Raw genomic sequence first — 23,459 nt, forward strand, 5'->3', positions numbered from 1 at the left:
GCAACAAGATGATCAAACGCAATTTGCTGGTGATGGGCCTTGCGGTCCTGTTGAGCGCCTGCGGTTTCCAGCTGCGCGGCACTGGCACCTATGAACTCGCCTTCAAGGAACTCGACCTGAGTGCACGCAACTCCTACGGCGAAACCGTGACCATGATGCGTCAGTTGCTGGAAAGCAGCGGTGTCAATATTCACACGGGCGCGCCTTACAAACTGGTGCTGGCCGATGAACAGGAAAGCCAGCGCATCCTCAGTTATGCAGGCGCTGGTCGTACTGGCGAGTACCAAGTGACCACGGTACTCAACTACGATATCCGTGGTGAGCACAACCTGCCCCTGCTGAGCGACAAGCTCGAAGTGCAGAAAGTCTTTATCCACGACGGCAACAACCTGGTGGGTTCCGACCAGGAAGCCACCGATGCTCGCCGGGAGATCCGTCGCGAACTGGTACAACGCATGATGCTGCGCTTGCAGCAACTGTCCCCGGCTCAGCTGGATCAGCTGCAACAGACTGCTGAAGCCAAAGCCAAGGCTGAAGCCACAGCACTGGAAGCCGCGCAGAAGGCTGAAGCGGAAACGCCGCGTCAGTCGCCCATCGAAATCCCGCAGCAGTAAGACTTACGGGGCGCTCAGGCGCCCCGTTCGCCCTCTCTTATGAAACTCGCCCCTGCCCAACTCGCCAAACACTTGCAAGGTGCTCTCGCGCCGGTCTACGTCATCAGTGGCGATGACCCGTTGCTGTGCCAGGAAGCCTCTGACGCCATTCGTGCAGCCGCTCGCCAACAGGGCTTCGACGAGCGCCAGGTGTTCGCCGCCGACGCCAGTTTCGACTGGGGAACGTTGCTGCAAGCCGGCGCAAGCATGTCGTTGTTCGCTGAAAAACGCCTGTTGGAGCTGCGTCTGCCGTCCGGCAAACCCGGTGACAAAGGGGCGGCCGCGTTCATCGAGTACTGCTCGCGACCGGCTGAAGACACCATCTTGCTGATCAGCCTGCCGAAACTCGATGGCAGTGCGCAGAAAACCAAGTGGGGCAAGGCGCTGGTCGAAGGCCAGCACACTCAGTTCGTGCAAATCTGGCCGGTGGATGCCAACCAGTTGCCGAGCTGGATCCGCCAGCGGTTGTCCCAGGCCGGGCTCTCCGCCAGCCAGGACGCCGTCGAGTTGATCGCCGCGCGCGTCGAAGGCAACCTGCTGGCCGCCGCCCAGGAAATCGAAAAACTCAAGCTGATGGCCGAAGGCGGTCAGATCACCGTCGAGACCGTGCAAGCAGCCGTGGCCGACAGTGCGCGCTTCGATGTCTTCGGCTTGACCGATGCGATTCTCAACGGTGAAGCAGCGCATGCCCTGCGCATGCTCGAAGGCTTGCGCGGTGAAGGGGTCGAACCGCCGGTGATTCTCTGGGCCCTGGCCCGTGAACTGCGTCTGCTGGCCAATATTTCCCTGCAATACAGTCAGGGCGTGCCGCTGGACAAAGCCTTCAGCTCTGCCCGACCACCGGTCTGGGACAAGCGCAAACCGCTGATGAGCAAAGCCCTGCAACGCTACTCGGCGCAACGCTGGGCGCAGTTGTTGCTGGAAGCGCAGCGCATTGATGCGCAGATCAAAGGCCAGGCCGCGGGTTCGCCGTGGATGAGTTTGAGTCGGTTGTCGCTGTTGATGGCGGGCCAACGATTGTCGTTGCCCGCCGAGTAAGGCTTTCGCACACATCACGCCCATTCCATGTAGGAGCAGCCGGTCGACGCTCGATTGCTCGCGATGGACGGCAACGATGACACGGGCAACCTGAAAGCCAGCGGTGCCCTTGAGTTCTTCGCGAGCAAGCTCGCTCCTACAGGGAAGACGTCCGAAAGGTCCTACGCAATGTGGGGTCTAGACAGAATCTAAACTTCGGCAGATCATTTCCCCCCGCAAAACCCACTCAATCGAGAGATCCGATCATGAGCAAAAAGCCATCCAGGAATGGCCACAACAAGGCCAAATCCATCATCGCCCAGCCACTGTTCCGCAGCCGTCAGGAACGAGCCGGCAAGGGCAAAGGCAGCTACCGCCGCGAAGCCTTCCAGTCTGACAACTGGGAGGCTTCTTACTTTCTGGCGGCCTGAAAGGCAAGCCAGCGCTCAACATGTTAAGGTCTGCACCTGATTCGTACTCCCTGGACCCGTGCATGCCCTTTTGTATTTCCCGTCGTTGGCACCTGCGCCAATTGATAGCTGCCTCCAGCCTCGTTCTGCTTGTCGCCTGCGCGGAAAAACCGACCGCCGCCGACGCCCAACCGCTTCAGACCCTTCCCGTCGCGACAGCCCCTGCGATGATCCCGCCCGTGGTGCCGACCGGAGAAAATCTCGACATCCAGCCAACCCAGACCTTCGCCGAATGGCAGGCGGGTTTCCGCAAGGATGCGCTGGCCGCCGGCATCCGCGCCGACCTGTTTGATCGCGCCTTCGCCAATGTCAGCTTGGACACCAGCGTGATCCGTGCCGACCGCAGCCAGCCGGAATTTTCCCGCCCGGTGTGGGAATACCTCGACGGTGCCCTGTCGCCGCTGCGTGTGCGCAAAGGCCAGGCGCTGGTCAACCAGTACGCGGACATCCTGCAAAACATCGAGCAGCGCTACGGCGTCGATCGTCAGGCACTCGTCGCGGTGTGGGGCATGGAAAGTAACTTCGGTCAGTTCCAGGGTAGCAAGTCGGTGATCAACTCCCTGGCGACCCTGGCCTATGAAGGCCGGCGCCCAGGCTTCGCCCATGCGCAATTGATCGCGGCCCTGCAGATCCTGCAACAGGGCGATATCGAGCCGGAGCAGATGCTCGGCTCCTGGGCCGGCGCCATGGGCCAGACCCAGTTCATCCCGACCACCTACAACACCCATGCCGTGGATTTCGATGGCGACGGTCGCCGCGACATCTGGGGCAGCTCCGCCGACGCCCTGGCCTCGACCGCGCACTACCTGCAAAGCTCTGGCTGGCAAAAAGGTCAGCCGTGGGGCTTTGAAGTTCAGCTACCGGGCAGCTTCAACTACGTGTTGGCCGATGGCACGATCCGCAAGAGTGTCGCCGAATGGCGGCAACTGGGCGTGACGCTGCCTAACGGCGGACAGGTTCCAGCAGGCTCAGAACACCTGTCCGCGGCGCTGTTGCTGCCAGCGGGTTATCGCGGCCCGGCGTTCCTGGTGCTCGACAACTTCCGTGCGATCCTCAAGTACAACAACTCCTCGTCCTATGCGCTGGCCGTCAGTTTGTTGTCCGAGCGCTTCAACGGCGCGGGCCTGATCAACGGCACATGGCCCAAGGATGACTTGCCGCTGAGCCGTACCGAGCGGATCGAGCTGCAAAATCTGCTGAGCGCCCAGAAATACGATGCGGGCACCGCCGACGGCATCATTGGTGCCAACACCCGTAAAGCGATCCGCAGTGCGCAGCAGTCGTTTGGCTGGCCGGCGGATGGGTATCCGACGCACAAGTTGCTCGAAGGTCTGCGTAACCGTTAAAAAGCTTCGCGGGCAAGCCTCGCTCCTACAGGGGAAATCTAAAGCCTGTAGGAGCGAGGCTTGCCCGCGAAGACTGACTACCAGGCGATGAAAATCTAGCGCCTGACCACCACATCCTGCTCCAACACCAACTCCTTGTTCCCCGCATCCAGCCTCACCAGCGCCCCCATCGGCAACGTCAGGTTCGGATCGCAATGCCCGCTGCACCACCCCGACAGCACCGGTATCCGATACGGTTCAAAGGTCTGCTTGAGCAATCGCTCCAGCGCAACCTTATCCACCCCGGCCACATCTCCCACCAGAACCCCACGCAACTTGCCCAGCGTGCCGGCCAGACGCAGTTGAGTCAGCAGCCGATCAATCCGATACAACGGCTCGTTAATGTCTTCAATAAACAGAATGACGCCTTCGGCATCCATCTCATAAGGCGTGCTCATGGTCGCGGCAATCATCGCCAGATTGCCTCCCAGCAAGCGCCCGTGAGCGATGCCAGGCTCGATGGTGGTCAACGGGTAGGCCACCGGGTGCGTCAACACACTGCCCGCCTTCACCTGCCCTCTGAGCATGTTGAAAAACGAAGCCTCGGTAGGCTTTTGCTTATCACCCAACAGATCAGCATTGAGCAACGGACCATGAAAGGTCACGAACCCCGCATAACGGCTGATCGCCAAGTGCAGCGCAGTGATGTCGCTGTAGCCGATAAACGGCTTGGCGTTGTTTTGCAGCAACTCGAAATCGATGCGGTCGAGCAAACGCGGTGTGCCGTAACCGCCGCGCAGACAAATGATTGCATCGACCTCGCTGTCCGCAAACGCTGCGTGCAGGTCATTGAGCCGCACATCGTCACTGCCGGCCAGATAGCCATCCTGCTGATACACACCGGGGAAAATCCGCAACGCGTAACCGCGCGCGCGCATCCAGGTGATGGCCTTATCGGTGTCCAGTGCTGCGGGACCAGCAGGCGCGATCACGCCGATCAGCCCTTCCCGGGGCAAGGCCGGCACCGGCGTATGTGGAAACAGTGTGTGAGTCGGTCGAACGGTCATCCATGAATCTCCCTGCGCGGAATCTTCAGCACACAGTAATCAGGAACGGGGACAAACAGAAGAGGGTCAGTCGCCCCGCAGGTTGCAGGAAAAAACGCTGATCGCCGTAGGCAAGGCGAAAAAATGCCCGCAAGGCTGGAAAGCCGTGCGGGCATTTTGTTTTTCTCACCGAGTGATCAGGACGACATCAGCTCGGCTTTAACCAGCTTCGCCTGCTCGTCGGCGTGGTACGAAGAACGTACCAACGGGCCGGAAGCGACGTTCTTGAAGCCCATTTTGTAACCTTCCTCGGCGAACCAGGCGAAGGTGTCCGGGTGCACGAAACGCTGCACCGGCAAGTGGCTGCGGGAAGGTTGCAGGTACTGGCCCAGGGTCAGCATGTCGATGTCGTGTTCGCGCATGCGCTTCATGACTTCGATGACTTCTTCGTCGGTCTCGCCCAGGCCCAGCATCAGGCCGGATTTGGTCGGAATGTGCGGCATCATCTGCTTGAAGCGTTGCAGCAGGGTCAGCGACCACTGGTAGTCCGAACCCGGACGCGCAGCCTTGTACAGGCGCGGCACGGTTTCCAGGTTGTGGTTGAACACATCCGGCGGCTCGGCGGCGGTGATTTCCAGCGCGACGTCCATGCGGCCACGGTAGTCCGGGACCAGGGTTTCGAGCTGCACGTTCGGCGACAGCTTGCGGATCTCGCGGATGCAGTCGGCAAAGTGCTGGGCACCGCCGTCACGCAAGTCGTCGCGGTCAACTGAGGTGATCACAACGTATTTCAGTTTCAGGTCGGCAATGGCGATGGCCAGGCTTTCCGGCTCATTCACGTCCAGTGGTTTCGGACGGCCGTGGCCAACGTCGCAGAACGGGCAGCGACGGGTGCAGATGTCACCCATGATCATGAACGTCGCGGTGCCGCCGGAGAAGCACTCGCCCAGGTTCGGGCAGGACGCTTCTTCGCACACGCTATGCAGCTTGTGTTTGCGCAGCAGGGCCTTGATGCGGTCGACTTCCGGGGAAACCGGGATGCGCACGCGGATCCAGTCGGGTTTCTTCGGCAGTTCGGTGGTCGGGATGATCTTCACCGGGATGCGTGCAACCTTCTCGGCGCCGCGCAGCTTGACGCCGGCTTCTACCTTGGCACGCGGGGCCGGACGCTCTGTGACATCCAGCGTCGGGATCATGGTTTGCACTGCATCAGTAGTCATATCAGTCGATTCCGCCCGTTAGGGTCGTCTGCTCAGCATAGTCGAGGTGTTTGACGAGCTGCGCGCGCAGCCGGGCACTTACCTCGGCAAATTCAATCGATCCTGCGTGATCGCTCAGCTGGGTCATCGCCAGCCCGGCGTAGCCGCAGGGATTAATCCGTCGAAACGGTTCCAGGTCCATGTCCACGTTCAGGGCCAGGCCATGAAAGGAACAACCGTGGCGGATCCGCAGACCCAGGGAAGCGATTTTCGCCCCGTCGACGTAGACACCCGGCGCATCCGGCTTGGCCGCGGCAGTGACGCCGTAACTGGCCAGCAACTCGATCAGGCAATGTTCCATGCGGGTGACCAGGTCACGCACGCCGAAACCGAGCTTGCGTACATCGAGCAACAGGTAGGCCACCAACTGACCGGGACCGTGATAAGTCACCTGACCACCGCGATCGACCTGCACCACCGGAATATCTCCCGGCAGCAGCAGGTGCTCGGCCTTGCCGGCCTGCCCCTGGGTGAACACCGGCGGGTGTTCCACCAGCCAGATCTCGTCCGCGGCATCGCTGCCGCGTTCGTTGGTGAAGCGCTGCATGGCATGCCAGACCGGCTCGTAAGCCATCTGGCCGAGCTCGCGAAAGCCCAGCGTGCCAGACATCACAGCACCATGTGCACGAAACCGGTAGCCCGCAGTTCGCTGTTGATGTCGTACAGCTGGTCTTGACCGGTGGCGATAATGTGCAGCTGGATGGTGGTGTACTTGCCGTTGCTGCTTTGGCGTTCGTCCACTTTCTCATCGTTGATCGTCGCGTGTTTCTTGACGATATCGATGATCTTTTGCTTGATGTCCACAATGGTGTCGCCGATCACTTTGATCGGGTAATCATTGGAAGGGAATTCGATCTTTGGCGCCTTTACTTCGGTGTCTGTCATGGCGTAACGGCCTCGTAAGCCGTGGCAACGGACATGGCCCCGCTCCGGACTGGAGCGGGGCCATGAGAGTCCACACTAATTCAGTTGAACAAGCCGTAGAAGAATAGACGGATGCTATCCCACATGCGGCGGAAGATACCACCCTCGTCGACCGCGTCCAGGGCGATCAGGTCAGCGCTGTGCACCACCTTATCGTCCAGTTTCACTTCGACTTTACCGATCACGTCGCCCTTGGCGATTGGCGCAACCAGTTGCGGGTTCATGGTCATGCTGGCGGCGAGCTTTTTCAGCTGGCCTTTTGGCAGGGTCATGGTCAGGTCTTCAGCCAGGCCGGCCTTGACTTGATTGGTGCTGCCTTTCCAGACAGGGGCCTGAGCCAGCTCGGCGCCTTTCTGATAGAAGGTCTGGGTTTCGAAGAAACGGAAACCGTAAGTCAGCAGCTTCTGGGTTTCCGATGCACGAGCCACTTCGCTGTTGGTGCCGAACACCACGGCGATCAGGCGCATGCCATCACGTACGGCCGAAGACACCATGCAGTAGCCGGCTTCGTCGGTGTGGCCGGTTTTCAGACCGTCGACGGTCTTGTCGCGCCACAGCAGCAGGTTGCGGTTAGGTTGCTTGATGCCGTTCCAGAAGAACTCTTTCTGCGAGTAGATCGCGTAGTGAGCCGGGTCTTCGTGGATGATTGCGCGAGCCAGCAAAGCCATGTCGTGAGCCGACGAGTAGTGCTCAGGGTTCGGCAGACCGGTCGGGTTCATGAAGTGGCTGTTGGTCATGCCCAGGTCGGCCACGGTTTTGTTCATCATGTCGGCGAAGGCGTCTTCGCTGCCGGCGATGTGCTCGGAGAGCGCAACACTGGCGTCGTTGCCCGACTGAATGATGATGCCGTGCAGCAAGTCGCTGACCGTCACCTGCGTGCCGACCTTGATGAACATCCGCGAACCACCGGTACGCCAGGCGTTTTCGCTGACGGTCACCGGATCGTTTTCGCCGATCTGGCCACGACGGATTTCCAGGGTCGCGATGTACGCGGTCATCAGCTTGGTCAGGCTGGCAGGCGGCAGACGCTGGTCACCGTTGTTCTCGACCAGCACGTTGCCGCTGCTGGCATCCATGAGCACATAGGCTTTGGCGGCCAGTTGTGGCGGCGACGGCATCATCTCGACCGCGAAAGCGGCAGGCGAGAGGAGCAGCGGGACTAGAAGGCACAGGCGTTTGGCAAAGGTGGTGATGTTCATCCGTCTCTCGAAATCGCTAATGGAAACTGCCCGAAGGCAAAACTAATCTAGATGGCCTTCTAACGGGCCATCGCGTGTTCAGTCGTTCACTCAGAACCCTTGCCGGGCTTTTGTTCTTCAACGAGCCAACAACCAGGTTCACCCCCCGAAACTGCAAGTGAACCGTCAATCAAGTACTACGTATTACTCGGCGGTGACCACGCTCGGCGAGCCGAGATTGGCCAGGCGCACGCTGTTCTGCACTTGCTGGATTTCACCCGGCGAGCCGATCGGCCCCAGGCGTACCCGATGCAGTGTCTGTTGATTGCGCACGATCGAGCTGATGAACACCGGAGCGCTCACCATCCCGCTGAGCTTCGATCTCAGGAGTTCTGCAGCGTCCGGGTTGGCGAACGCGCCCACCTGCAGATACTGGCCAGAGGCTGGTACAGAAGCGTTTTTTTTTGCATCGATCTGCACGGGCACGACGGCCGCGGCGTGTTGCTGCGGCGGTGGCGTCCATTGTTCGACCGTGCCGGCCGAAGCGGTAATCGTCGGCGCGGTATTTTGCGCGACTTGCGGCTCGTTGAGCATCAAAGGCGCCGGACGGCCTTTGGCGGCCCACCATTGCTGAGGATCGATGCCTTCAACCTTGACTCGCGCAGTGCCGGTTTCGGCATAGCCGAGTTTTTTCGCGGCGGCGTAGGACAAGTCGATGATGCGGTCGGAGTAGAACGGGCCACGGTCGTTGACCCGCAGGACCACGGTCTTGTTATTGTCCAGGTTGGTCACCCGAACGTAACTTGGCAGTGGCAAGGTCTTGTGGGCGGCACTCATGCCATACAGGTCATACACCTCGCCGTTGGCGGTGTTCTGGCCGTGGAACTTGGTGCCATACCAGGACGCCGTGCCCGAGGCGACGTAGGTCTTGGATTCCTGCAGCGGGAAGTAAGTCTTGCCCAGCACGGTGTACGGGTTGGCCTTGTAAGGGCCGGTGTGCAGGGTCGGCGTGGCATCCGGGATGCGCGATACGTCGACGTCCCACCACGGTGCGCCATCTTTGTGGGCGCGGTTGATGTCCAGCCCCGGCGCCGAGCGCACGGCGGTGGAAGACTTCTGTGTCGGCGAGCGGCTGGTCGAACAACTGGCGACCAGCACCGCCAACGCGGCGAATGCCATCAGCTTCAGGGGTTTATTCATAGGCAATGCCCGCATTACTTGACGCCCCGTGCTTGGACCAGCTGTTCAGACAGTTGATGTACCGCCATGGCGTACATCACGCTGCGGTTATAACGCGTGATTGCGTAAAAATTCGTCAGGCCCATCCAGTATTCAGGGCCATTGTCACCTTCCAGGCGGAATGCCGTGACCGGCATATCATCGCGCAGCGCATCATGACTTGACCACCCCAGCGCCCGCAACTCCCCGACGGTTTTAGTCGGCTCGATGCCGGCGGTCAAACCTTCGTCGACCTGCCCGCCACGCACATCGGCGCGGCTGACCACAGGCTCACCGGCCACCCAGCCGTGACGTTTGAAATAACTGGCGACGCTACCGATGGCATCGTCGGGATTGGTCCAGATATTAATGTGGCCGTCACCGTCGAAATCCACTGCATAGGCGCGGAAGCTGCTCGGCATGAACTGCGGCAAGCCCATCGCCCCGGCGTAGGAGCCCTTGAGAGTCAGCGGATCGACCTGTTCTTCCCGGGCCAGCAGCAGGAATTCACGCAATTCCTTGCGGAAGAATTCAGCACGGGGAGGATAGTCAAAACCCAGGGTCGACAAGGCGTCGATTACCCGGTAATTGCCGGTATTGCGGCCAAAAAAGGTCTCAACGCCGATGATCGAGACAATCACCTGGGCCGGCACACCGTATTCCTGCTCGGCACGGGCCAGTACCGCCTCGTGCTGCCGCCAGAAATCCACACCACGGGCGATGCGGGCGTCGGTGATGAACATCGGGCGATACTCGTTCCACTGCTTCACCCGCTCGGCGGGTTTCGAGATCGCGTCCAGAATCGCCTTCTTGCGCTCGGCTTCGCGGAACACGCCCATCAGCTGTTCACCGGCAAAGCCGTAGTCGCGGGTCATTTCACCGACGAATTCGGCCACCTGGGGTGTGCCTTCGTAATCGCCGGCCAACGCGTCCTGCGCGATGCCAAGGATGCTTACCAGGCTGACCCATGGCGCATTTCGAGTCGCCCAGCCACGCATTACTTGCATTGAAATCTTCACCTTATTCAAACTTGTGCGATCCACTTGCGATGGGTATGGATCGACATCAAAACCCCAAACCCTGACAGCAGCGTTACCAGCGAAGTTCCTCCGTAGCTAATGAACGGCAACGGCACCCCTACAACCGGCAACAGGCCACTGACCATACCGATGTTGACGAAAACGTAAACAAAAAACGTCATGGTGAGGGCGCCCGCAAGCAATTTGCCGAACAATGTCTGGGCCTGGGCGGTAATCACCAGCCCGCGGCCGATCAACAGCAAGTAAATCAGCAGCAGCGCGCAGATGCCGACCAGGCCGAACTCCTCGCCCATGACCGCAATAATGAAGTCGGTGTGGCTTTCCGGCAGGAAGTCCAGGTGCGACTGGGTACCCAGCAGCCAGCCTTTGCCGAAGACGCCACCGGAGCCGATGGCCGCTTTCGACTGGATGATGTTCCAGCCGGTGCCCAGCGGATCGCTTTCCGGGTCGAGGAACGTCAGGATTCGCTGCTTCTGGTAGTCGTGCATGATGAAGAACCACATCCCCACGGCCACCGGCACGGCCGCGGCCAGCACGCTGAGAATCCAGCGCCAGCGCAGGCCACCCATGAACAGCACGAACGCACCGCCCGCGAGAATCAGCAACGAAGTACCGAGGTCGGGCTGGCGCACGATCAGAATGAACGGCAAACCAATCAGAAACAGACTGACGCCCACATGCTTGAGCTGCGGCGGCAAGGTGCGTTTGGACAAGTACCAGGCGATGGTCGCCGGCATCAGGATCTTCATGAACTCCGAAGGCTGGAAGCGGATCACCCCCGGAATGTTGATCCAGCGCGTGGCGCCCATGGCGTTGTGGCCCATGACGTCCACCACCACCAGCAACAGCACGCCGAGCACATAACCGACCGGCACCCAGCGGGCCATGAAGCGCGGCTCGAACTGCGCAATCACGATCATCGACACCAGGCCGATGCCGAACGAGGTGGCTTGCTTGGCCAGCAGATCCCAGCTCTTGCCGCTGGCCGAATACAGCACGAACAGGCTACCGGCGGCGAGAGTCAGCAGCAGGATCAACAACGGGCCGTCGATGTGCATGCGTTGCAACAGCGTCGCACGGCGACGCATCACATCCTCACTGGAAAGGATGCGATCGAAATTACTCTTCACGGGCCGTAGCCTCCGCACTGATTGGGCTGGCGTATTCGGCTTTCAGTCGGCCGTCCTGGTCCAGGAGCCAGGCGTCCATGACTTGACGCACCACCGGCGCGGCGACGCCGGAACCGGACTCGCCGTTCTCGACCATCACCGACACCACGATTTGCGGGTTGTCGGCCGGCGCGAAGCCGACGAACAAGGCGTGGTCGCGGTGGCGCTCCTGAACCTTGGAGCGGTCGTACTTCTCACCCTGCTTGATCGCGACCACCTGGGCCGTACCACTTTTGCCGGCGATCCGGTATTGCGCGCCGATCGAAGCCTTGCGCGCCGTACCGCGGGCACCGTGCATTACCTGCTGCATGCCGTGGTTGACCTTGGTCCAGTCGGACGGATCGCGCAGGACAATGTCCGGCATCGGATTTTCATCCTTCGGCCGCTCGCCTTCGACGGTCTTGGCCAGGTGCGGGCGGTTCCACACGCCTTTGTTGGCCACCAGCGCCGTGGCCTGGGCCAACTGCAACGGAGTCGATTGCATGTAGCCCTGGCCGATCCCGAGAATCAGTGTTTCGCCCGGGTACCACGCCTGACGACGGGTCGCACGCTTCCACTCACGAGACGGCATCAACCCCGGCGACTCTTCGAACATGTCCAGGGAGACCTTCTGGCCGATACCGAACTTGCCCATGTACGCCGACAGCCGATCGATCCCCAGCTTGTGCGCCAGGTCATAGAAATAGGTGTCGTTGGACCGCATGATCGCCGTGTCCAGGTCCACGTAACCGTCGCCGGTACGGTTCCAGTTGCGGTATTTGTGATCGTAATTGGGCAGCATGTAGTAACCGGGGTCGAAGACCCGGGTCGATGCGGTGACCACGCCCGAATCCAGACCGGCAATCGCCACCGCCGGCTTGATGGTCGAACCCGGCGGGTACAAACCACGCAGCACGCGGTTGAACAGCGGCCGGTCGATAGAGTCGCGCAACTCGGAATAGGCTTTGAAGCTGATACCGGTGACGAACAGGTTGGGGTCGAAACTCGGCTGACTGACCATTGCCAGCACTTCACCGGTTTTCGGGTCCAGCGCCACCACTGCGCCACGGCGACCACCGAGCGCAGCTTCGGCGGCTTCCTGCAATTTGATGTCCAGGCTCAGGACGATGTCCTTGCCGGGAATCGGATCGGTACGCTTGAGCACACGCAATACGCGGCCCCGAGCGTTGGTCTCGACTTCTTCGTAACCCACCTGACCGTGCAGTTCGGGCTCGTAGAAACGTTCGATGCCGGTCTTGCCGATGTGGTGGGTGCCGCTGTAATTGACCGGATCGAGGGATTTCAGCTCTTTCTCGTTGATCCGCCCCATGTAACCCACCGAGTGCGCAAAGTGCGCGCCCTGCGGGTAATGCCGCACCAGTTGCGCAACCACTTCAACACCCGGCAAGCGGAACTGGTTCACGGCGATACGGGCGATCTGTTCTTCGGTCAGCTCGAACAGGATCGGCACTGGCTCGAATGGCCGACGCCCCTGCCGCATGCGTTTCTCGAAGATCACCCGATCCTCGGGCGTCATCTCCAGCACTTCGACGATCACATCGAGCACTTGCTGCCAGTCGCCGGAACGCTCGCGGGTCATGCTCAGGCTGAAGCTCGGCCGGTTGTCGGCCACCACCACGCCATTGCGGTCGAAGATCAGCCCACGGGTCGGCGGAATCGGCTGCACGTGGACGCGGTTGTTTTCCGACAGGGTCGAGTGGTATTCGTACTGGATCACCTGCAGGAAATACAGCCGCGCGATCAGCACGCCGAACAGCGCCACCACCGCAATTGCCCCGAACACGACGCGGCCACGCACCAGACGGGCGTCTTTTTCGTGGTCCTTGATGCGGATCGGCTGGGGCATGAGGCAGAACTACTTGTGGTAAGGGTGGCCGGACAGAACTGTCCAGGCACGGTACAGCTGTTCGCCGATCAGAATCCGCACCAGCGGGTGCGGCAACGTCAATGGCGACAACGACCAGCGCTGATCGGCCCGCGCACAGACTTCCGGCGCCAGCCCTTCGGGGCCGCCGACCATGAAATTCACCGTGCGCGAGTCGAGCCGCCAGCGATCGAGTTCAACCGCCAACTGCTCGGTGCTCCAGGGCTTGCCGTGGACTTCGAGGGTCACAATACGCTCGTTCGGCCCGACCTTGGCCAGCATGGCTTCGCCTTCCTGACGGATGAAGCGTGCCACGTCGGCGTTTTTGCCACGGGTGTTGAGCGGTATTTCCACCAGTTCCAGCGCCAGCTCGGACGGAAGACGCTTGGCATATTCATGCCAGCCTTCTTCCACCCATTTGGGCATGCGTGAACCGACGGCGATCAGTCGCAGTCGCACAGCGGTCCCTTATTGCTGGTCTTTGTTGAGCTTGGTGAAATGCTCATGGGTGTTTTCCGGGCTGTGATGCGCAGCGCTGGCCGAACGGCTCTGCTCTGCACCGGCCCACAGGCGCTCCAGGTCGTAGAACTGGCGAGCCGAGGCGGTCATCATGTGCACGATGACGTCGTCCATATCCAGCAGGACCCAGTCGCTGTCGCCCTTGCCTTCTTCACCCAGCGGCTTGACGCCCTGGGCTTTGACGGCTTCGCGAACCTTGTCCAGCATCGCGCCGATCTGGCGGTTGGACGTACCGGTGGCGATGATCATGAAGTCAGTGATGCTCTGCTTTTCACGAACGTCGATGACCTGAATGTCCTGGGCCTTGACGTCTTCCAGGGCTGCTACGGCAACCTTGACCAGCTCTTCGCCAGCCAGCTCAGGGCCGGTTGGAGCTTCTACTGGCAGGGGGGCGCTCTTGAATGTGCCTTTGCGCTTTACTTTAGCTACGTCTTTGTCAGTCATATAAAACTCGTTTTGCTCGTATGTTCGGGCGCTTCGCTACACGCATTCACGTGCCTTGAAGCGCACCCTTTTTCAGTTCGACGCACGGTAGAGTCCGTGCGCATCGATGTAGGCCAGGACCGCGTCGGGCACCAGGAAACGTACCGACTTACCGCTGGCCAGCAGTTGACGGATCTGGGTGGCGGATACCGCGAGCGGTGTCTGCCAGACGAATGCAATCTGTCCGCTCGGCCCTTTGAGGGCCAGCGGGTCGCTCACCGAGCGCGCTGCCAGCAGGTTGCGCAAGGCATCCGGCGGTTCGCTGTCGGCATCCGGGCGTTGCAGCACCAGGATGTGGCAATGCTGGAGCAACTCTTCCCAGCGGTGCCAAGTGGGCAGGCCGCAAAATGCGTCCCAGCCCAAAAGTAGAAAAACCTGGTCTTCAGCGGCCAGTTCGGCACGCATCAGTTCCAGGGTATCGATGGTGTAGGACGGTTTGTCCCGCTGCAATTCGCGGGCGTCCACCACCAACGGTGCCACACCGGCCACCGCGCACTTGACCATCGCCAGACGGTCCTTCGCCGACACCTGCGGCGTGCCACGATGAGGCGGCCTGGCACTGGGTGTCAGGCGCAACTCATCGAGCGCCAGCGATTCGGCGACTTCCAGCGCACCGCGCAAATGGCCGATGTGCACCGGGTCGAACGTCCCGCCCAGCATGCCGATACGTCGAGGCGCAGGTTCGCTGGCGGTGACCGGGCCCGATGGTTTCAGGTCGCCCAAGTCAGACCGACGCCTGGCCGCGCAACTGGCCATCACCGACCACAATGTACTTCTCGCAGGTCAGACCTTCGAGACCCACCGGGCCACGGGCGTGCAGCTTATCAGTAGAAATGCCAATCTCGGCACCCAATCCGTATTCGAAACCATCGGCGAAGCACGTCGGGGTATTGATCATCACCGACGCCGAATCGACTTCCGCGACGAAACGCCGGGTGTCCGCCAGGTTTTCGCTGACGATCGAATCGGTGTGATGGGAGCCGTACTTATTGATGTGCTCGATGGCCTGGTCCAGCCCGTCGACCACACGGATCGAGAGGATCGGCGCCAGGTATTCGGTGTTCCAGTCTTCTTCAGTAGCTACCGCGGCATCGATGATCGCCCGAGTGCGTTCGCAACCACGCAGTTCAACGCCTTTTTCGCGGAACTGTGCAGCCATCGATGGCAGGAAATCCTTGGCAACGGTTTGATCCACCAGCAGCGTTTCCATCGCGCCGCAGATGCCATAACGGTAAGTCTTGGCGTTGAAGGCGATGCGCTGGGCTTTCGGCAGATCGGCGTGGGCACTGACGTAAACGTGGCAGATGCCGTCCAGATGTTTGATGACCGGAACGCGCGCGTCACGACTGATGCGCTCGATCAGGCCACGGCCGCCGCGGGGCACGATGACGTCGACGTATTCAGGCATGGTGATCAGCGCGCCCACGGCGGCGCGGTCAGTGGTTTCGACCACTTGAACCACGGCGGCCGGCAGATCGGCTTCGGCCAGACCGCGCTGGATGCAGGCAGCAATGGCACGGTTGGAATGAATCGCTTCGGAACCGCCGCGCAGGATGGTCGCATTGCCGGACTTGAGGCACAGGCTGGCGGCATCGATGGTCACGTTGGGCCGGGATTCGTAGATGATTCCGATCACGCCCAACGGCACGCGCATCTTGCCGACCTGAATCCCCGACGGACGGAAGCTCATGTCGCGAATGGCGCCGACCGGGTCCGGCAACGCTGCTACCTGACGCAAACCGACGATCATGCCGTCGATGCGTTCCGGGGTCAGCGCCAGACGTTCCAGCAGCGCAGGCTCCAGACCATTGGCGCGACCCGCAGCCAGATCCCGCTCATTGGCTGCCGTCAGCTCGGCACGTGCGGCGTCCAGCGCATTGGCAGCCGCCTGCAAGGCGCGGTTTTTCTGCGCGGTGCTGGCACGGCCGATGATGCGCGACGCTTCGCGGGCGGCGCGACCCAGGCGGGTCATGTAGTCGAGAACGGACTCAGTCATGGTCTGTGGTGGTCTTTGCTAAGGTCTTGGTAAAGAGTAAAGCGGCAGATTATAGCTGTCGCGTCCCCCGACTAACAGCGGTGACGGGCGGATGGTCGAAATGGAGGGCAATTTGCCGACGTTCAGCCGGGATTAAGCTGCAAATTGTTATCATCACGACTCAATCAGCCCTGATAAACACCGTTCATCATGACCAACCTGACTGTTCGTGCGTCCGCCGCGAGCCTGCCCAAGGGCCTCCCGGACGCGTTTTTCGACCGAGACGCCCAGACACTGGCCCGGGATTTACTCGGAAAAGTCATCCGTCATCGGGTCGGCGACTTGTGGCTCAGTGCCCGGATCATCGAGACCGAAGCCTATTACTTCGAAGAAAAAGGCAGCCATGCCTCTCTCGGCTACACAGAAAAGCGTAAGGCTTTATTTCTGGATGGCGGCCACATCTATATGTATTACGCCCGGGGCGGCGACTCCCTGAACTTCAGCGCTCAAGGTCCGGGCAATGCGGTGTTGATCAAATCCGCGTATCCGTGGGTCGATGAGTTGAGCGGGCCGGCGAGCCTCGCGCAGATGCTATTGAACAATCCAGATGCCCAGGGCCGGCCTCGTCCTTCGCAAAAGCTTTGTGCCGGGCAAACGCTGTTGTGCAAGGCGCTGGGTTTGAAGGTGCCGGTCTGGGACGCCAAGCGCTTCGATCATGAAGTGCTGCTGGTGGAGGACGTTGGCCCGGCGCCTGGCCATATCATTCAAACCACGCGCCTGGGCATTCCCCATGGGCGTGACGAACACTTGATGTACCGCTTCGTCGACGCGGCTTACGCGCCGTATTGCACGCGGAACCCGCTGCGGCGGGGGCAGGTCGAAGGTCGCGATTATTTTTTGCTGTCCTGAACAATGTTAAGCCTCCTGTAGGAGCGAGCTTGCTCGCGATGGTCTTCAGAACGCCGCGCTTATCCAGACAACAGGCGTTATCGTTGACGACCATCGCGAGCAAGCTCGCTCCTACAGTGGGACGGAAGTGTTTTGAAGATTGTGTTCGTCCCTCGAGGGCGATTGTAAAAATTCAATGGAGTTGTTTTTATGGGCCCATGGCTCGATAGCGTGACCGGATGGTTGGCGGCAAATCCGCAGTGGCTGGCCGCGGCAGTTTTCAGTGTGGCCTTCGTGGAATGCCTGGCGATTGCCGGACTGATCGTACCCGGCACGGTGTTGCTGTTTGCCGTCGCGGTGCTGGCCGGTAGCGGCGCGCTGTCGTTGAGCGAAACATTGTTGCTGGGATTCGTCGCCGGCGTGCTGGGCGATATCGTTTCCTACTTTGTGGGGCGACATTTCCATCAGAACATCCGGCGCCTGCCCGGCCTGCGCCACCATCCGGAATGGATCGCTGGCGCCGAGGCCTACTTCCAGCGCTATGGCATTGCCAGTCTTTTGGTCGGGCGTTTCATCGGGCCGTTGCGGCCCATGCTGCCGATGGTTGCCGGGATGTTCGACATGCCCTTCCCGCGCTTCGTCGCTGTCAGCCTGCTGGCCGCGGCCGGCTGGAGCGTCGCCTACCTGCTGCCGGGCTGGGCCACGGGCGCAGCGATTCGTTTGCCGTTGCCGGAAGGTTTCTGGCCTGAAGCCGGGATCGTCGCCGGCAGCATCGCGGTGATGCTGGGCTTGAGCGCAACCAGCAGCCTGCGCCGTCATCGCAAAGCGACAATACTGATCAGCGGCATGAGTTTTCTGATCCTGGCGGGACTGTTTATCGGCTACCCGCACCTGACCGCCCTCGATCAGGGTGTGATGACGCTGGTGCAGGAGCACCGCAGCCCGACGCTCGATGAAGTCGCCGTCACCTTCACGCTGATCGGTGAGTTCCGCAACATGCTGCTGTTCAGCGCCCTGCTGACCGTGTTGCTGCTGCTGGCCCGGCAATGGCGGCAGGCGGTTTTCGCGGGCAGCACCCTGCTCGTCACCGCGCTCGGCAACACCTTCACCAAACAGTTTTTCGCCCGCGTGCGGCCGGAAGTATTAAGTGATCCGCTAGTGAGCTACAGCATGCCCAGCGGCCACGCGTCGGGCTCCTTCGCGCTGTTTCTGACACTCGCCGTTCTGGCCGGACGAGGGCAACCGCCGCGAATGCGCCTGACCTGGTTGCTGGTGGGTTGCCTGCCGGCGCTGGCGATTGCGTTGTCACGCGTCTATCTGGGCGCGCACTGGCCAACGGATGTGCTGGCCGGCGCCATGCTGGCGGCGTGTGTCTGTGCGGCGAGCCTGGGGTTGAGTCAGCGCCAGACACCACTCAATGCCATGCCACCCAGGATCTGGTGGCTGGTGTTGCCCGCACTGGTGGCGTTGTTCGGATTATTTGCGTTGCGGCATTTACCGCATGCGATGGTGAGATACGCCTACTGATCAGGCAAACAACTCACCCTGCAACTCATCCAGCAGCGCCTGAATCGCATCCAGTCGCTGCTGTGGATCGTCGAGTTGCAGCAGATCGATCTTGTCCACTTCGGCGAACGGCAACAGGTAGGCCAACTGATTGGCCAGTGATTGCTGCCCGGTCGCTTCAGTGCCCATGTTCAGCGCTTCGACCATCGGGTGTTCGGCCAGGGCCTTGAGCAGCGCAACGAGGTCGGCGTCCTCGTCCTGCAACGGTTGCTCGGGCTCGTCTTCGAGCCACTCGACCTCGGCGACGGTCAACTGATCGCGCTGAACCTCAGTACGCAACACGTGAAAACGCCGTCCGCCCTGCACCCGAATGCCCAGCAGACCGTTGTCCTGCTGCTTGAAGTCGGTAATCAGCGCTTCACAGCCGACCAGCGCGTAGCCCGCCGGAGCGATGCCGACTTCTTCGCCATCAAGAATGCACACCACGCCGAAACCGCCGCCCTGTTTCATGCAGCGGCTGATCATGTCCAGGTAGCGCGCCTCGAAGATCTGCAAGTCGAGGATGCAGCCAGGAAACAGCACCGTGTTCAGCGGGAAAAGCGGCAAGCTCATAGACATTTCCTTACACCACCATCGACACCGCCAACGGCAGGAACACCGCCGTGGCCACGCCCATCAGACTCATTGCCAGCGCCGCGAAGGCGCCGCATTCTTCACTTTCCTGCATCGCCACTGCCGTGCCGACCGCATGGGCGGTCATGCCCAGCGCCATACCGCGCGCCTCGGGGCTGTGGACGCCGAGCCGGTTCAGCAGGCTCGGCCCAAAGATCGCCCCGATCACGCCGGTAATCAATACGAACACCGCCGCCAGCGCCGCGACACCACCAATCTGCTCGGCCACCAGCATGGCAATCGGCGAGGTCACCGACTTCGGCGCCATGGTCATCAGGATCATGTGTTCGGCACCGAACGACCAGCCCAGCAACACGCCCATGCCGGTGGCGACGACACCGCCTATCACCAGCGTAGTAAATATCGGCCAGAACAACTGCCGGATCCGCCGCAGATTGAGGTAAAGCGGCACAGCCAGCGCGACCGTGGCCGGGCCGAGCAAAATGCTGAGGATCTCGGTGCTCTTGCGGTACTCGGCGTACGTCAGGCCGCAGCCCACCAAAACGCCAATCACCAGCAACATGGAGACCAGCACCGGCTGCAGAAAGATCCAGCGGGTTTTCTCGAACGCCGCCAGCACCAGCTGATAAGCGCCGAGGGTGATGCCGATGCCGAACAACGGATGATGAATCACCGACGCCCAGGCGCCTTGCCAGTCAACAATCATTGCGAGTCCTCGCGGTGCGCGTGGCGCTTGACCATGCGCTGCATCAGCACACCGGCGAAGGCCATGGACAACAGCAGCGACAACACCAGCGCACCCACAATGGCCCAGAAGTCCGCGGCAATGTCCTTGGCGTAAACCATCACGCCCACGGCCGGAGGCACCAGCAGCAACGGCAGGTAACGCAGCAGGCTGCTCGCGGCGAGGTTCAGCGGTTCGCCCACCTGACCACGACAGATCAGGTACACCAGCAGAAGCAGCAGGCCGATAATCGGCCCCGGCAGCACCGGCAAAAACAAATGGTTGATGGCTGTACCCAGCAATTGGAACAACACCAGCCAGGTCAGGCCACGTAACAACATCCGTCCTCTCCCCTGCAGATTCGCGCCCGGCATTATAAGCATGCCGACGCTATGAACCGGCATTCGCAAAAAGCATGGACAGTTGACCGGAGCAATTTGCCATGTTGATCTAAAGTGGTAATTCGGGAGGTCAAATCCCCCCACCTTAAAACTATAAAATCGATGAACCCAAGGAGAGTCTCAATGCCCTATGTTCCCGTTGCAGAGCTCAAAGATTATGTTGGCAAGGAACTTGGACGTTCCGCATGGCTTACCATCGATCAGGACCGCATTAACCTGTTCGCCGAAGCCACGGGGGATTATCAGTTCATCCACGTAGACCCGATCAAAGCCGCGCAAACGCCATTTGGCAGCACCATTGCGCACGGCTTCCTGTCGCTGTCGCTGATCCCCAAACTGATGGAAGGCATCCTCATCCTGCCTGAAGGCTTGAAGATGGTGGTCAATTACGGCCTCGACAGCGTGCGGTTCATTCAGCCGGTCAAGGTCGATTCGAAAGTGCGACTCAAGATCGATCTGACCGAAGTCACCGAGAAGAAACCCGGCCAATGGCTGCTCAAAGCCACCGCCACGCTCGAAATCGAAGGTTCGGACAAACCGGCCTATATCGCCGAGCCATTGTCACTCTGCTTCGTGTAAACCCTCCCGGATGCGAAGCAGCTCACGCTGTTTCGCGACCTCTCTCTATTTAAGGTCATAGAGCTGCGGCATACTCGGTCGCCTAATTGCCCGGATCCCGCTATGCGCCCACTTGCACTTCTCGCACTGACCCTATTGCTCACCGCGTGCGGTGACGGCGAATCGCTGTTGCCTCCCGACGCCCGCCTGCCGGACGGCGGACGCTATCGCGGTGACCTGGTCAACGGATTGCTTCAAGGCCAGGGTCGCGTCGATTACCCGAACGGCAGCTGGTACGCCGGCAGTTTCGACAAGGGCCAATGGCATGGCCCGGGCGAATGGCACGGCAGCAACGGCGAAGTGTATCGCGGCAATTTCAACCTGGGGCTGTTCGACGGCCAGGGCACGCTGACCACCAGCGGCAGCAGCTACACCGGTGGCTTCAAGGCGGGTCGGCGCGAAGGCGAAGGCACCCTCAAAGAAAACGGCATGACCTACCGCGGCGAATTCAAGGCCGATCAATATTCAGGGCTCGGACGTCTGGAACTCGAAGACGGCAGCTCGTATCAAGGTCAGTTCGCCCATGGCAAGCCCAACGGCGAAGGCCAGCGCGGCGACGCCAGCGGCAATCAGTTCACCGGACATTTCAAGGACGGTCAGCTGGAAGGCAACGGGACGTTCAACAGCGCTGAAGGCGACATCTACGTCGGCGGCTTCAAGAACAACCAACTGCATGGCAAGGGCCGCTACGAGAATGCCGACGGCGATGTCTGGCTGGGCCAATTCAAGGAAGGTTCGCTGAACGGCAAGGGCGAGTTGATTGGTGCCGACGGCAGCCACTACATCGGCCAGTTCAGCGACTGGCGCTTCACCGGTCAGGGCCGGCTGAACCTGCCCGACGGCAGCTTCTACATCGGTCAGTTCGACGGCGACAGTTATCAAGGTCGCGGCACGCTGGTATTGACCGATGGCACGGTGCAGAGCGGCACCTGGGTCAATGGCCAGCGAGTGCGCGATGCCGACGGCAAGCTGCTGCCCGACAGCCTCGAACTCGGCCTGCTGGCCCAGGGGCGCTTGCTCGAAGATGCACTGGCCAATGTGCCGGCCTCGACCCCGGCGATCGAGTTGTACACCCTGACTCTTGGCGGTGACGGCAAGCAGAGCGTGTTCCTTCGCGAATCCGATTACGTCAGCAACATGCTCACCAGCCGCTTCGGTGCGTTTAGCCAGATTCGTTTGGTGAACCACCGCGACCATCTCGTCGATCGGCCAATGGCCACCCGGGAGAACCTGCGCCGCGCCGCGCTGACGCTGGCCGAACGCAGCGGCCCGGAAGACTTGATCTTCATCTACCTGACCACCCACGGCACCAGCGAACACGAACTCGTGCTCGATCAGCCGCGCATGGAACTGTCCGACCTGCCGGCCGACGAACTCGCTGTCGTGCTCGCGCCGCTGAAAAACCGCGACAAGATCATCGTGATTTCGTCCTGCTACTCCGGTGGTTTCATTCCCGCGCTCAAGGACGAACGCACGCTGATCATGACGGCCTCGCGCGCCGACCGCGTGTCCTTCGGGTGCTCGGAAGAAGCCAACTTCACGTACTTCGGCGATGCGCTGTTCGCCCAGGCCCTGAATCAGACCGACGATCTGGAACAAGCCTTCAAGCTGGCCAAGGCCGCCGTGGCCGAGCGGGAGTTGGCAGACAGCTTCGAAGCCTCTGAACCGCAGATCTGGGCGCCGAAGACCGTTCTCTCCCACTGGCAGCTGTTACGCAAACAGCAGGCACGAAAAGCGCTACAAAGTGTCTCTATCAGCAGCAAGGATGCAAAGAGCAACTAAGCTGAACAGTATCAAGGGGGACACACTATGTACTTGACGCCTCAGCATGTACTGCTTGCCGGAGCTACCGGTCTGACTGGTGAACATTTGCTTGATCGCCTGCTCAACGAGCCCACGATCACGCGCGTATTGGCCCCCTCACGCCGGCCGCTGGCCGAGCATCCTCACCTGGAAAACCCGGTCGGCGACCCGGCGGAGTTCCTGCCGCAACTGAACGGTCGCGTCGACATCGCCTACTGCTGTCTCGGCACCACGATCAAACAGGCCGGCTCGGAAGAGGCGTTTCGCGCGGTCGATCTCGACATGGTGGTGGCTTTCGCCAAACGGGCGCGGGAAATGGGCGCGCGGCACTTGATCGTGATCAGCGCCCTGGGGGCCGATCGGAGGTCCTCGATTCTCTACAACCGGGTTAAAGGCGAGATGGAATACGCATTGCGCGCGCAAAACTGGCCACAGCTGACCATTTGTCGACCTTCGGTGTTGCTGGGCGATCGCATAGAGCCACGTATGGGTGAGAAAATCGCCGGGCCGTTGTCGCGCCTGATCCCCGGCAAGTACCACGGCATCGAAGCTTGCCAACTGGCCCGCGCCATGTGGCGGTTGGCGCTGGAGGAGCAGGATGGGCTGCGGATTGTTGAGTCGGATGAGTTGCGCAAACTCGGCAAATAATCCGCGGACCTGTGGCGAGGGGGCTTGCCCCCGTTGGGTCGCGCAGCGGCCCTCTGCTGCTTCAGTAACACTGAGTCGCCTGTTTCTGCGACTGCTTC

Annotated in this window: 25 protein-coding genes; 9 read left to right on the forward strand and 16 right to left on the reverse strand. The window is 60.9% G+C overall.

Annotation, left to right across the window (positions count from 1 at the left end):
- The first annotated feature begins 8 nt into the window (after nt 1–8).
- The 4 genes from ACA066_RS25430 to ACA066_RS25445 all read left to right on the forward strand — a co-directional run bounded on the left by ACA066_RS25430 (nt 9) and on the right by ACA066_RS25445 (nt 3,486).
- Nucleotides 9–614, forward strand: a complete 606-nt coding sequence (locus ACA066_RS25430; protein ID WP_497697097.1) for an LPS-assembly lipoprotein LptE — start codon at nt 9–11, stop codon at nt 612–614.
- Between the two features lie 39 nt (nt 615–653).
- Nucleotides 654–1,691, forward strand: coding sequence for a DNA polymerase III subunit delta (gene holA, locus ACA066_RS25435; RefSeq protein ID WP_497697098.1), 1,038 nt, complete (start codon nt 654–656; stop codon nt 1,689–1,691).
- A 245-nt stretch (nt 1,692–1,936) separates the two neighbouring features.
- Nucleotides 1,937–2,101, forward strand: coding sequence for an alternative ribosome rescue factor ArfA (gene arfA, locus ACA066_RS25440; protein ID WP_461953080.1), 165 nt, complete (start codon nt 1,937–1,939; stop codon nt 2,099–2,101).
- Between the two features lie 62 nt (nt 2,102–2,163).
- Nucleotides 2,164–3,486, forward strand: a complete 1,323-nt coding sequence (locus tag ACA066_RS25445) for a lytic murein transglycosylase (RefSeq protein WP_497697099.1) — start codon at nt 2,164–2,166, stop codon at nt 3,484–3,486.
- A gap of 95 nt (nt 3,487–3,581) precedes the next feature.
- Here ACA066_RS25445 and ACA066_RS25450 read toward each other — a convergent pair whose 3' ends face one another.
- The 13 genes from ACA066_RS25450 to ACA066_RS25510 form a co-directional block, all read right to left on the reverse strand.
- Nucleotides 3,582–4,532 (reverse strand): S66 peptidase family protein, encoded by a 951-nt coding sequence (locus ACA066_RS25450; RefSeq protein ID WP_497697100.1) that lies wholly within the window; start codon nt 4,530–4,532, stop codon nt 3,582–3,584.
- A 176-nt stretch (nt 4,533–4,708) separates the two neighbouring features.
- Nucleotides 4,709–5,731 (reverse strand): lipoyl synthase, encoded by a 1,023-nt coding sequence (lipA, locus tag ACA066_RS25455; protein ID WP_007946663.1) that lies wholly within the window; start codon nt 5,729–5,731, stop codon nt 4,709–4,711.
- Nucleotide 5,732: 1 nt separating this feature from the next.
- Entirely contained in the window at nt 5,733–6,380 is a 648-nt protein-coding gene (gene lipB, locus ACA066_RS25460) for a lipoyl(octanoyl) transferase LipB (protein WP_157712737.1), read from the reverse strand.
- Nucleotides 6,380–6,655, reverse strand: coding sequence for a DUF493 domain-containing protein (locus ACA066_RS25465; RefSeq protein WP_083375686.1), 276 nt, complete (start codon nt 6,653–6,655; stop codon nt 6,380–6,382). Before ACA066_RS25465 ends, lipB begins: the two co-directional genes overlap by 1 nt.
- Before the next feature lie 80 nt (nt 6,656–6,735).
- Nucleotides 6,736–7,893 carry a D-alanyl-D-alanine carboxypeptidase family protein gene (locus ACA066_RS25470; RefSeq protein ID WP_497697101.1) on the reverse strand — a complete coding sequence of 386 codons (1,158 nt, stop codon included), beginning with the start codon at nt 7,891–7,893 and terminating at the stop codon, nt 6,736–6,738.
- Between the two features lie 183 nt (nt 7,894–8,076).
- Nucleotides 8,077–9,087 (reverse strand): septal ring lytic transglycosylase RlpA family protein, encoded by a 1,011-nt coding sequence (locus ACA066_RS25475; RefSeq protein WP_497697102.1) that lies wholly within the window; start codon nt 9,085–9,087, stop codon nt 8,077–8,079.
- Nucleotides 9,087–10,097 (reverse strand): lytic murein transglycosylase B, encoded by a 1,011-nt coding sequence (gene mltB, locus ACA066_RS25480; RefSeq protein ID WP_497697103.1) that lies wholly within the window; start codon nt 10,095–10,097, stop codon nt 9,087–9,089. The genes ACA066_RS25475 and mltB overlap by 1 nt, the downstream gene beginning before the upstream one ends.
- 17 nt (nt 10,098–10,114) lie before the next feature.
- The gene (rodA, locus tag ACA066_RS25485) at nt 10,115–11,218 is read right to left on the reverse strand and encodes a rod shape-determining protein RodA (RefSeq protein WP_497699963.1); all 1,104 of its coding nucleotides are present in this window, start codon (nt 11,216–11,218) and stop codon (nt 10,115–10,117) included.
- 31 nt (nt 11,219–11,249) lie between these two features.
- Entirely contained in the window at nt 11,250–13,145 is a 1,896-nt protein-coding gene (mrdA, locus tag ACA066_RS25490) for a penicillin-binding protein 2 (RefSeq protein WP_497697104.1), read from the reverse strand.
- Between the two features lie 9 nt (nt 13,146–13,154).
- Nucleotides 13,155–13,622: a 23S rRNA (pseudouridine(1915)-N(3))-methyltransferase RlmH gene (gene rlmH, locus ACA066_RS25495; protein WP_003185785.1), complete on the reverse strand. Its 468-nt coding sequence runs from the start codon at nt 13,620–13,622 to the stop codon at nt 13,155–13,157.
- Between the two features lie 9 nt (nt 13,623–13,631).
- Nucleotides 13,632–14,126, reverse strand: coding sequence for a ribosome silencing factor (gene rsfS / locus ACA066_RS25500; RefSeq protein WP_461953072.1), 495 nt, complete (start codon nt 14,124–14,126; stop codon nt 13,632–13,634).
- 72 nt (nt 14,127–14,198) lie between these two features.
- Nucleotides 14,199–14,888, reverse strand: a complete 690-nt coding sequence (gene nadD, locus ACA066_RS25505; protein WP_497697105.1) for a nicotinate-nucleotide adenylyltransferase — start codon at nt 14,886–14,888, stop codon at nt 14,199–14,201.
- Between the two features lies 1 nt (nt 14,889).
- Nucleotides 14,890–16,161 (reverse strand): glutamate-5-semialdehyde dehydrogenase, encoded by a 1,272-nt coding sequence (locus ACA066_RS25510; protein WP_497697106.1) that lies wholly within the window; start codon nt 16,159–16,161, stop codon nt 14,890–14,892.
- Nucleotides 16,162–16,350: 189 nt separating this feature from the next.
- Between ACA066_RS25510 and ACA066_RS25515 the strand changes: the two genes are divergently transcribed.
- Nucleotides 16,351–17,049 (forward strand): DNA-3-methyladenine glycosylase, encoded by a 699-nt coding sequence (locus tag ACA066_RS25515; protein ID WP_497697107.1) that lies wholly within the window; start codon nt 16,351–16,353, stop codon nt 17,047–17,049.
- A 189-nt stretch (nt 17,050–17,238) separates the two neighbouring features.
- The gene (locus ACA066_RS25520) at nt 17,239–18,555 is read left to right on the forward strand and encodes a bifunctional DedA family/phosphatase PAP2 family protein (RefSeq protein WP_497697108.1); all 1,317 of its coding nucleotides are present in this window, start codon (nt 17,239–17,241) and stop codon (nt 18,553–18,555) included.
- Here the strand turns inward: ACA066_RS25520 and ACA066_RS25525 are convergent, their stop codons facing one another.
- From ACA066_RS25525 to ACA066_RS25535, 3 genes are read right to left on the reverse strand one after another with little or no spacing between them, the layout of a single operon-like run.
- Nucleotides 18,556–19,146, reverse strand: a complete 591-nt coding sequence (locus ACA066_RS25525) for an LON peptidase substrate-binding domain-containing protein (RefSeq protein WP_084319700.1) — start codon at nt 19,144–19,146, stop codon at nt 18,556–18,558.
- A 10-nt stretch (nt 19,147–19,156) separates the two neighbouring features.
- Nucleotides 19,157–19,873: an LrgB family protein gene (locus tag ACA066_RS25530; RefSeq protein ID WP_497697109.1), complete on the reverse strand. Its 717-nt coding sequence runs from the start codon at nt 19,871–19,873 to the stop codon at nt 19,157–19,159.
- Nucleotides 19,870–20,232 carry a CidA/LrgA family protein gene (locus ACA066_RS25535; protein ID WP_145318709.1) on the reverse strand — a complete coding sequence of 121 codons (363 nt, stop codon included), beginning with the start codon at nt 20,230–20,232 and terminating at the stop codon, nt 19,870–19,872. The genes ACA066_RS25530 and ACA066_RS25535 overlap by 4 nt, the downstream gene beginning before the upstream one ends.
- Nucleotides 20,233–20,415: 183 nt before the next feature.
- Between ACA066_RS25535 and ACA066_RS25540 the strand changes: the two genes are divergently transcribed.
- The 3 genes from ACA066_RS25540 to ACA066_RS25550 all read left to right on the forward strand — a co-directional run bounded on the left by ACA066_RS25540 (nt 20,416) and on the right by ACA066_RS25550 (nt 23,361).
- The gene (locus tag ACA066_RS25540) at nt 20,416–20,871 is read left to right on the forward strand and encodes a MaoC family dehydratase (protein ID WP_497697110.1); all 456 of its coding nucleotides are present in this window, start codon (nt 20,416–20,418) and stop codon (nt 20,869–20,871) included.
- A gap of 102 nt (nt 20,872–20,973) precedes the next feature.
- The gene (locus ACA066_RS25545; protein WP_497697111.1) at nt 20,974–22,692 is read left to right on the forward strand and encodes a C13 family peptidase; all 1,719 of its coding nucleotides are present in this window, start codon (nt 20,974–20,976) and stop codon (nt 22,690–22,692) included.
- 27 nt (nt 22,693–22,719) lie between these two features.
- Nucleotides 22,720–23,361, forward strand: coding sequence for an oxidoreductase (locus ACA066_RS25550; RefSeq protein ID WP_497697112.1), 642 nt, complete (start codon nt 22,720–22,722; stop codon nt 23,359–23,361).
- Nucleotides 23,362–23,459: the final 98 nt, after the last annotated feature.

It is taken from the genome of Pseudomonas sp. LBUM1651 (genome assembly GCF_059716135.1).

Bases quoted from the DNA above. Each gene is read 5' to 3' on its own strand.
- ACA066_RS25450 (WP_497697100.1), bottom strand. From the start codon at position 4,532: ATGACCGTTCGACCGACTCACACACTGTTTCCACATACGCCGGTGCCG.
- rodA (WP_497699963.1), bottom strand. From the start codon at position 11,218: ATGCGTCGCCGTGCGACGCTGTTGCAACGCATGCACATCGACGGCCCG.
- ACA066_RS25550 (WP_497697112.1), top strand. From the start codon at position 22,720: ATGTACTTGACGCCTCAGCATGTACTGCTTGCCGGAGCTACCGGTCTG.
- lipB (WP_157712737.1), bottom strand. From the start codon at position 6,380: ATGTCTGGCACGCTGGGCTTTCGCGAGCTCGGCCAGATGGCTTACGAG.
- ACA066_RS25525 (WP_084319700.1), bottom strand. From the start codon at position 19,146: ATGAGCTTGCCGCTTTTCCCGCTGAACACGGTGCTGTTTCCTGGCTGC.
- ACA066_RS25515 (WP_497697107.1), top strand. From the start codon at position 16,351: ATGACCAACCTGACTGTTCGTGCGTCCGCCGCGAGCCTGCCCAAGGGC.
- ACA066_RS25430 (WP_497697097.1), top strand. From the start codon at position 9: ATGATCAAACGCAATTTGCTGGTGATGGGCCTTGCGGTCCTGTTGAGC.
- ACA066_RS25470 (WP_497697101.1), bottom strand. From the start codon at position 7,893: ATGAACATCACCACCTTTGCCAAACGCCTGTGCCTTCTAGTCCCGCTG.
- ACA066_RS25535 (WP_145318709.1), bottom strand. From the start codon at position 20,232: ATGTTGTTACGTGGCCTGACCTGGCTGGTGTTGTTCCAATTGCTGGGT.
- ACA066_RS25520 (WP_497697108.1), top strand. From the start codon at position 17,239: ATGGGCCCATGGCTCGATAGCGTGACCGGATGGTTGGCGGCAAATCCG.
- ACA066_RS25540 (WP_497697110.1), top strand. From the start codon at position 20,416: ATGCCCTATGTTCCCGTTGCAGAGCTCAAAGATTATGTTGGCAAGGAA.
- ACA066_RS25465 (WP_083375686.1), bottom strand. From the start codon at position 6,655: ATGACAGACACCGAAGTAAAGGCGCCAAAGATCGAATTCCCTTCCAAT.
- lipA (WP_007946663.1), bottom strand. From the start codon at position 5,731: ATGACTACTGATGCAGTGCAAACCATGATCCCGACGCTGGATGTCACA.
- rsfS (WP_461953072.1), bottom strand. From the start codon at position 14,126: ATGACTGACAAAGACGTAGCTAAAGTAAAGCGCAAAGGCACATTCAAG.
- mltB (WP_497697103.1), bottom strand. From the start codon at position 10,097: ATGCAAGTAATGCGTGGCTGGGCGACTCGAAATGCGCCATGGGTCAGC.
- ACA066_RS25510 (WP_497697106.1), bottom strand. From the start codon at position 16,161: ATGACTGAGTCCGTTCTCGACTACATGACCCGCCTGGGTCGCGCCGCC.
- ACA066_RS25545 (WP_497697111.1), top strand. From the start codon at position 20,974: ATGCGCCCACTTGCACTTCTCGCACTGACCCTATTGCTCACCGCGTGC.
- ACA066_RS25445 (WP_497697099.1), top strand. From the start codon at position 2,164: ATGCCCTTTTGTATTTCCCGTCGTTGGCACCTGCGCCAATTGATAGCT.
- ACA066_RS25475 (WP_497697102.1), bottom strand. From the start codon at position 9,087: ATGCGGGCATTGCCTATGAATAAACCCCTGAAGCTGATGGCATTCGCC.
- holA (WP_497697098.1), top strand. From the start codon at position 654: ATGAAACTCGCCCCTGCCCAACTCGCCAAACACTTGCAAGGTGCTCTC.
- arfA (WP_461953080.1), top strand. From the start codon at position 1,937: ATGAGCAAAAAGCCATCCAGGAATGGCCACAACAAGGCCAAATCCATC.
- ACA066_RS25530 (WP_497697109.1), bottom strand. From the start codon at position 19,873: ATGATTGTTGACTGGCAAGGCGCCTGGGCGTCGGTGATTCATCATCCG.
- mrdA (WP_497697104.1), bottom strand. From the start codon at position 13,145: ATGCCCCAGCCGATCCGCATCAAGGACCACGAAAAAGACGCCCGTCTG.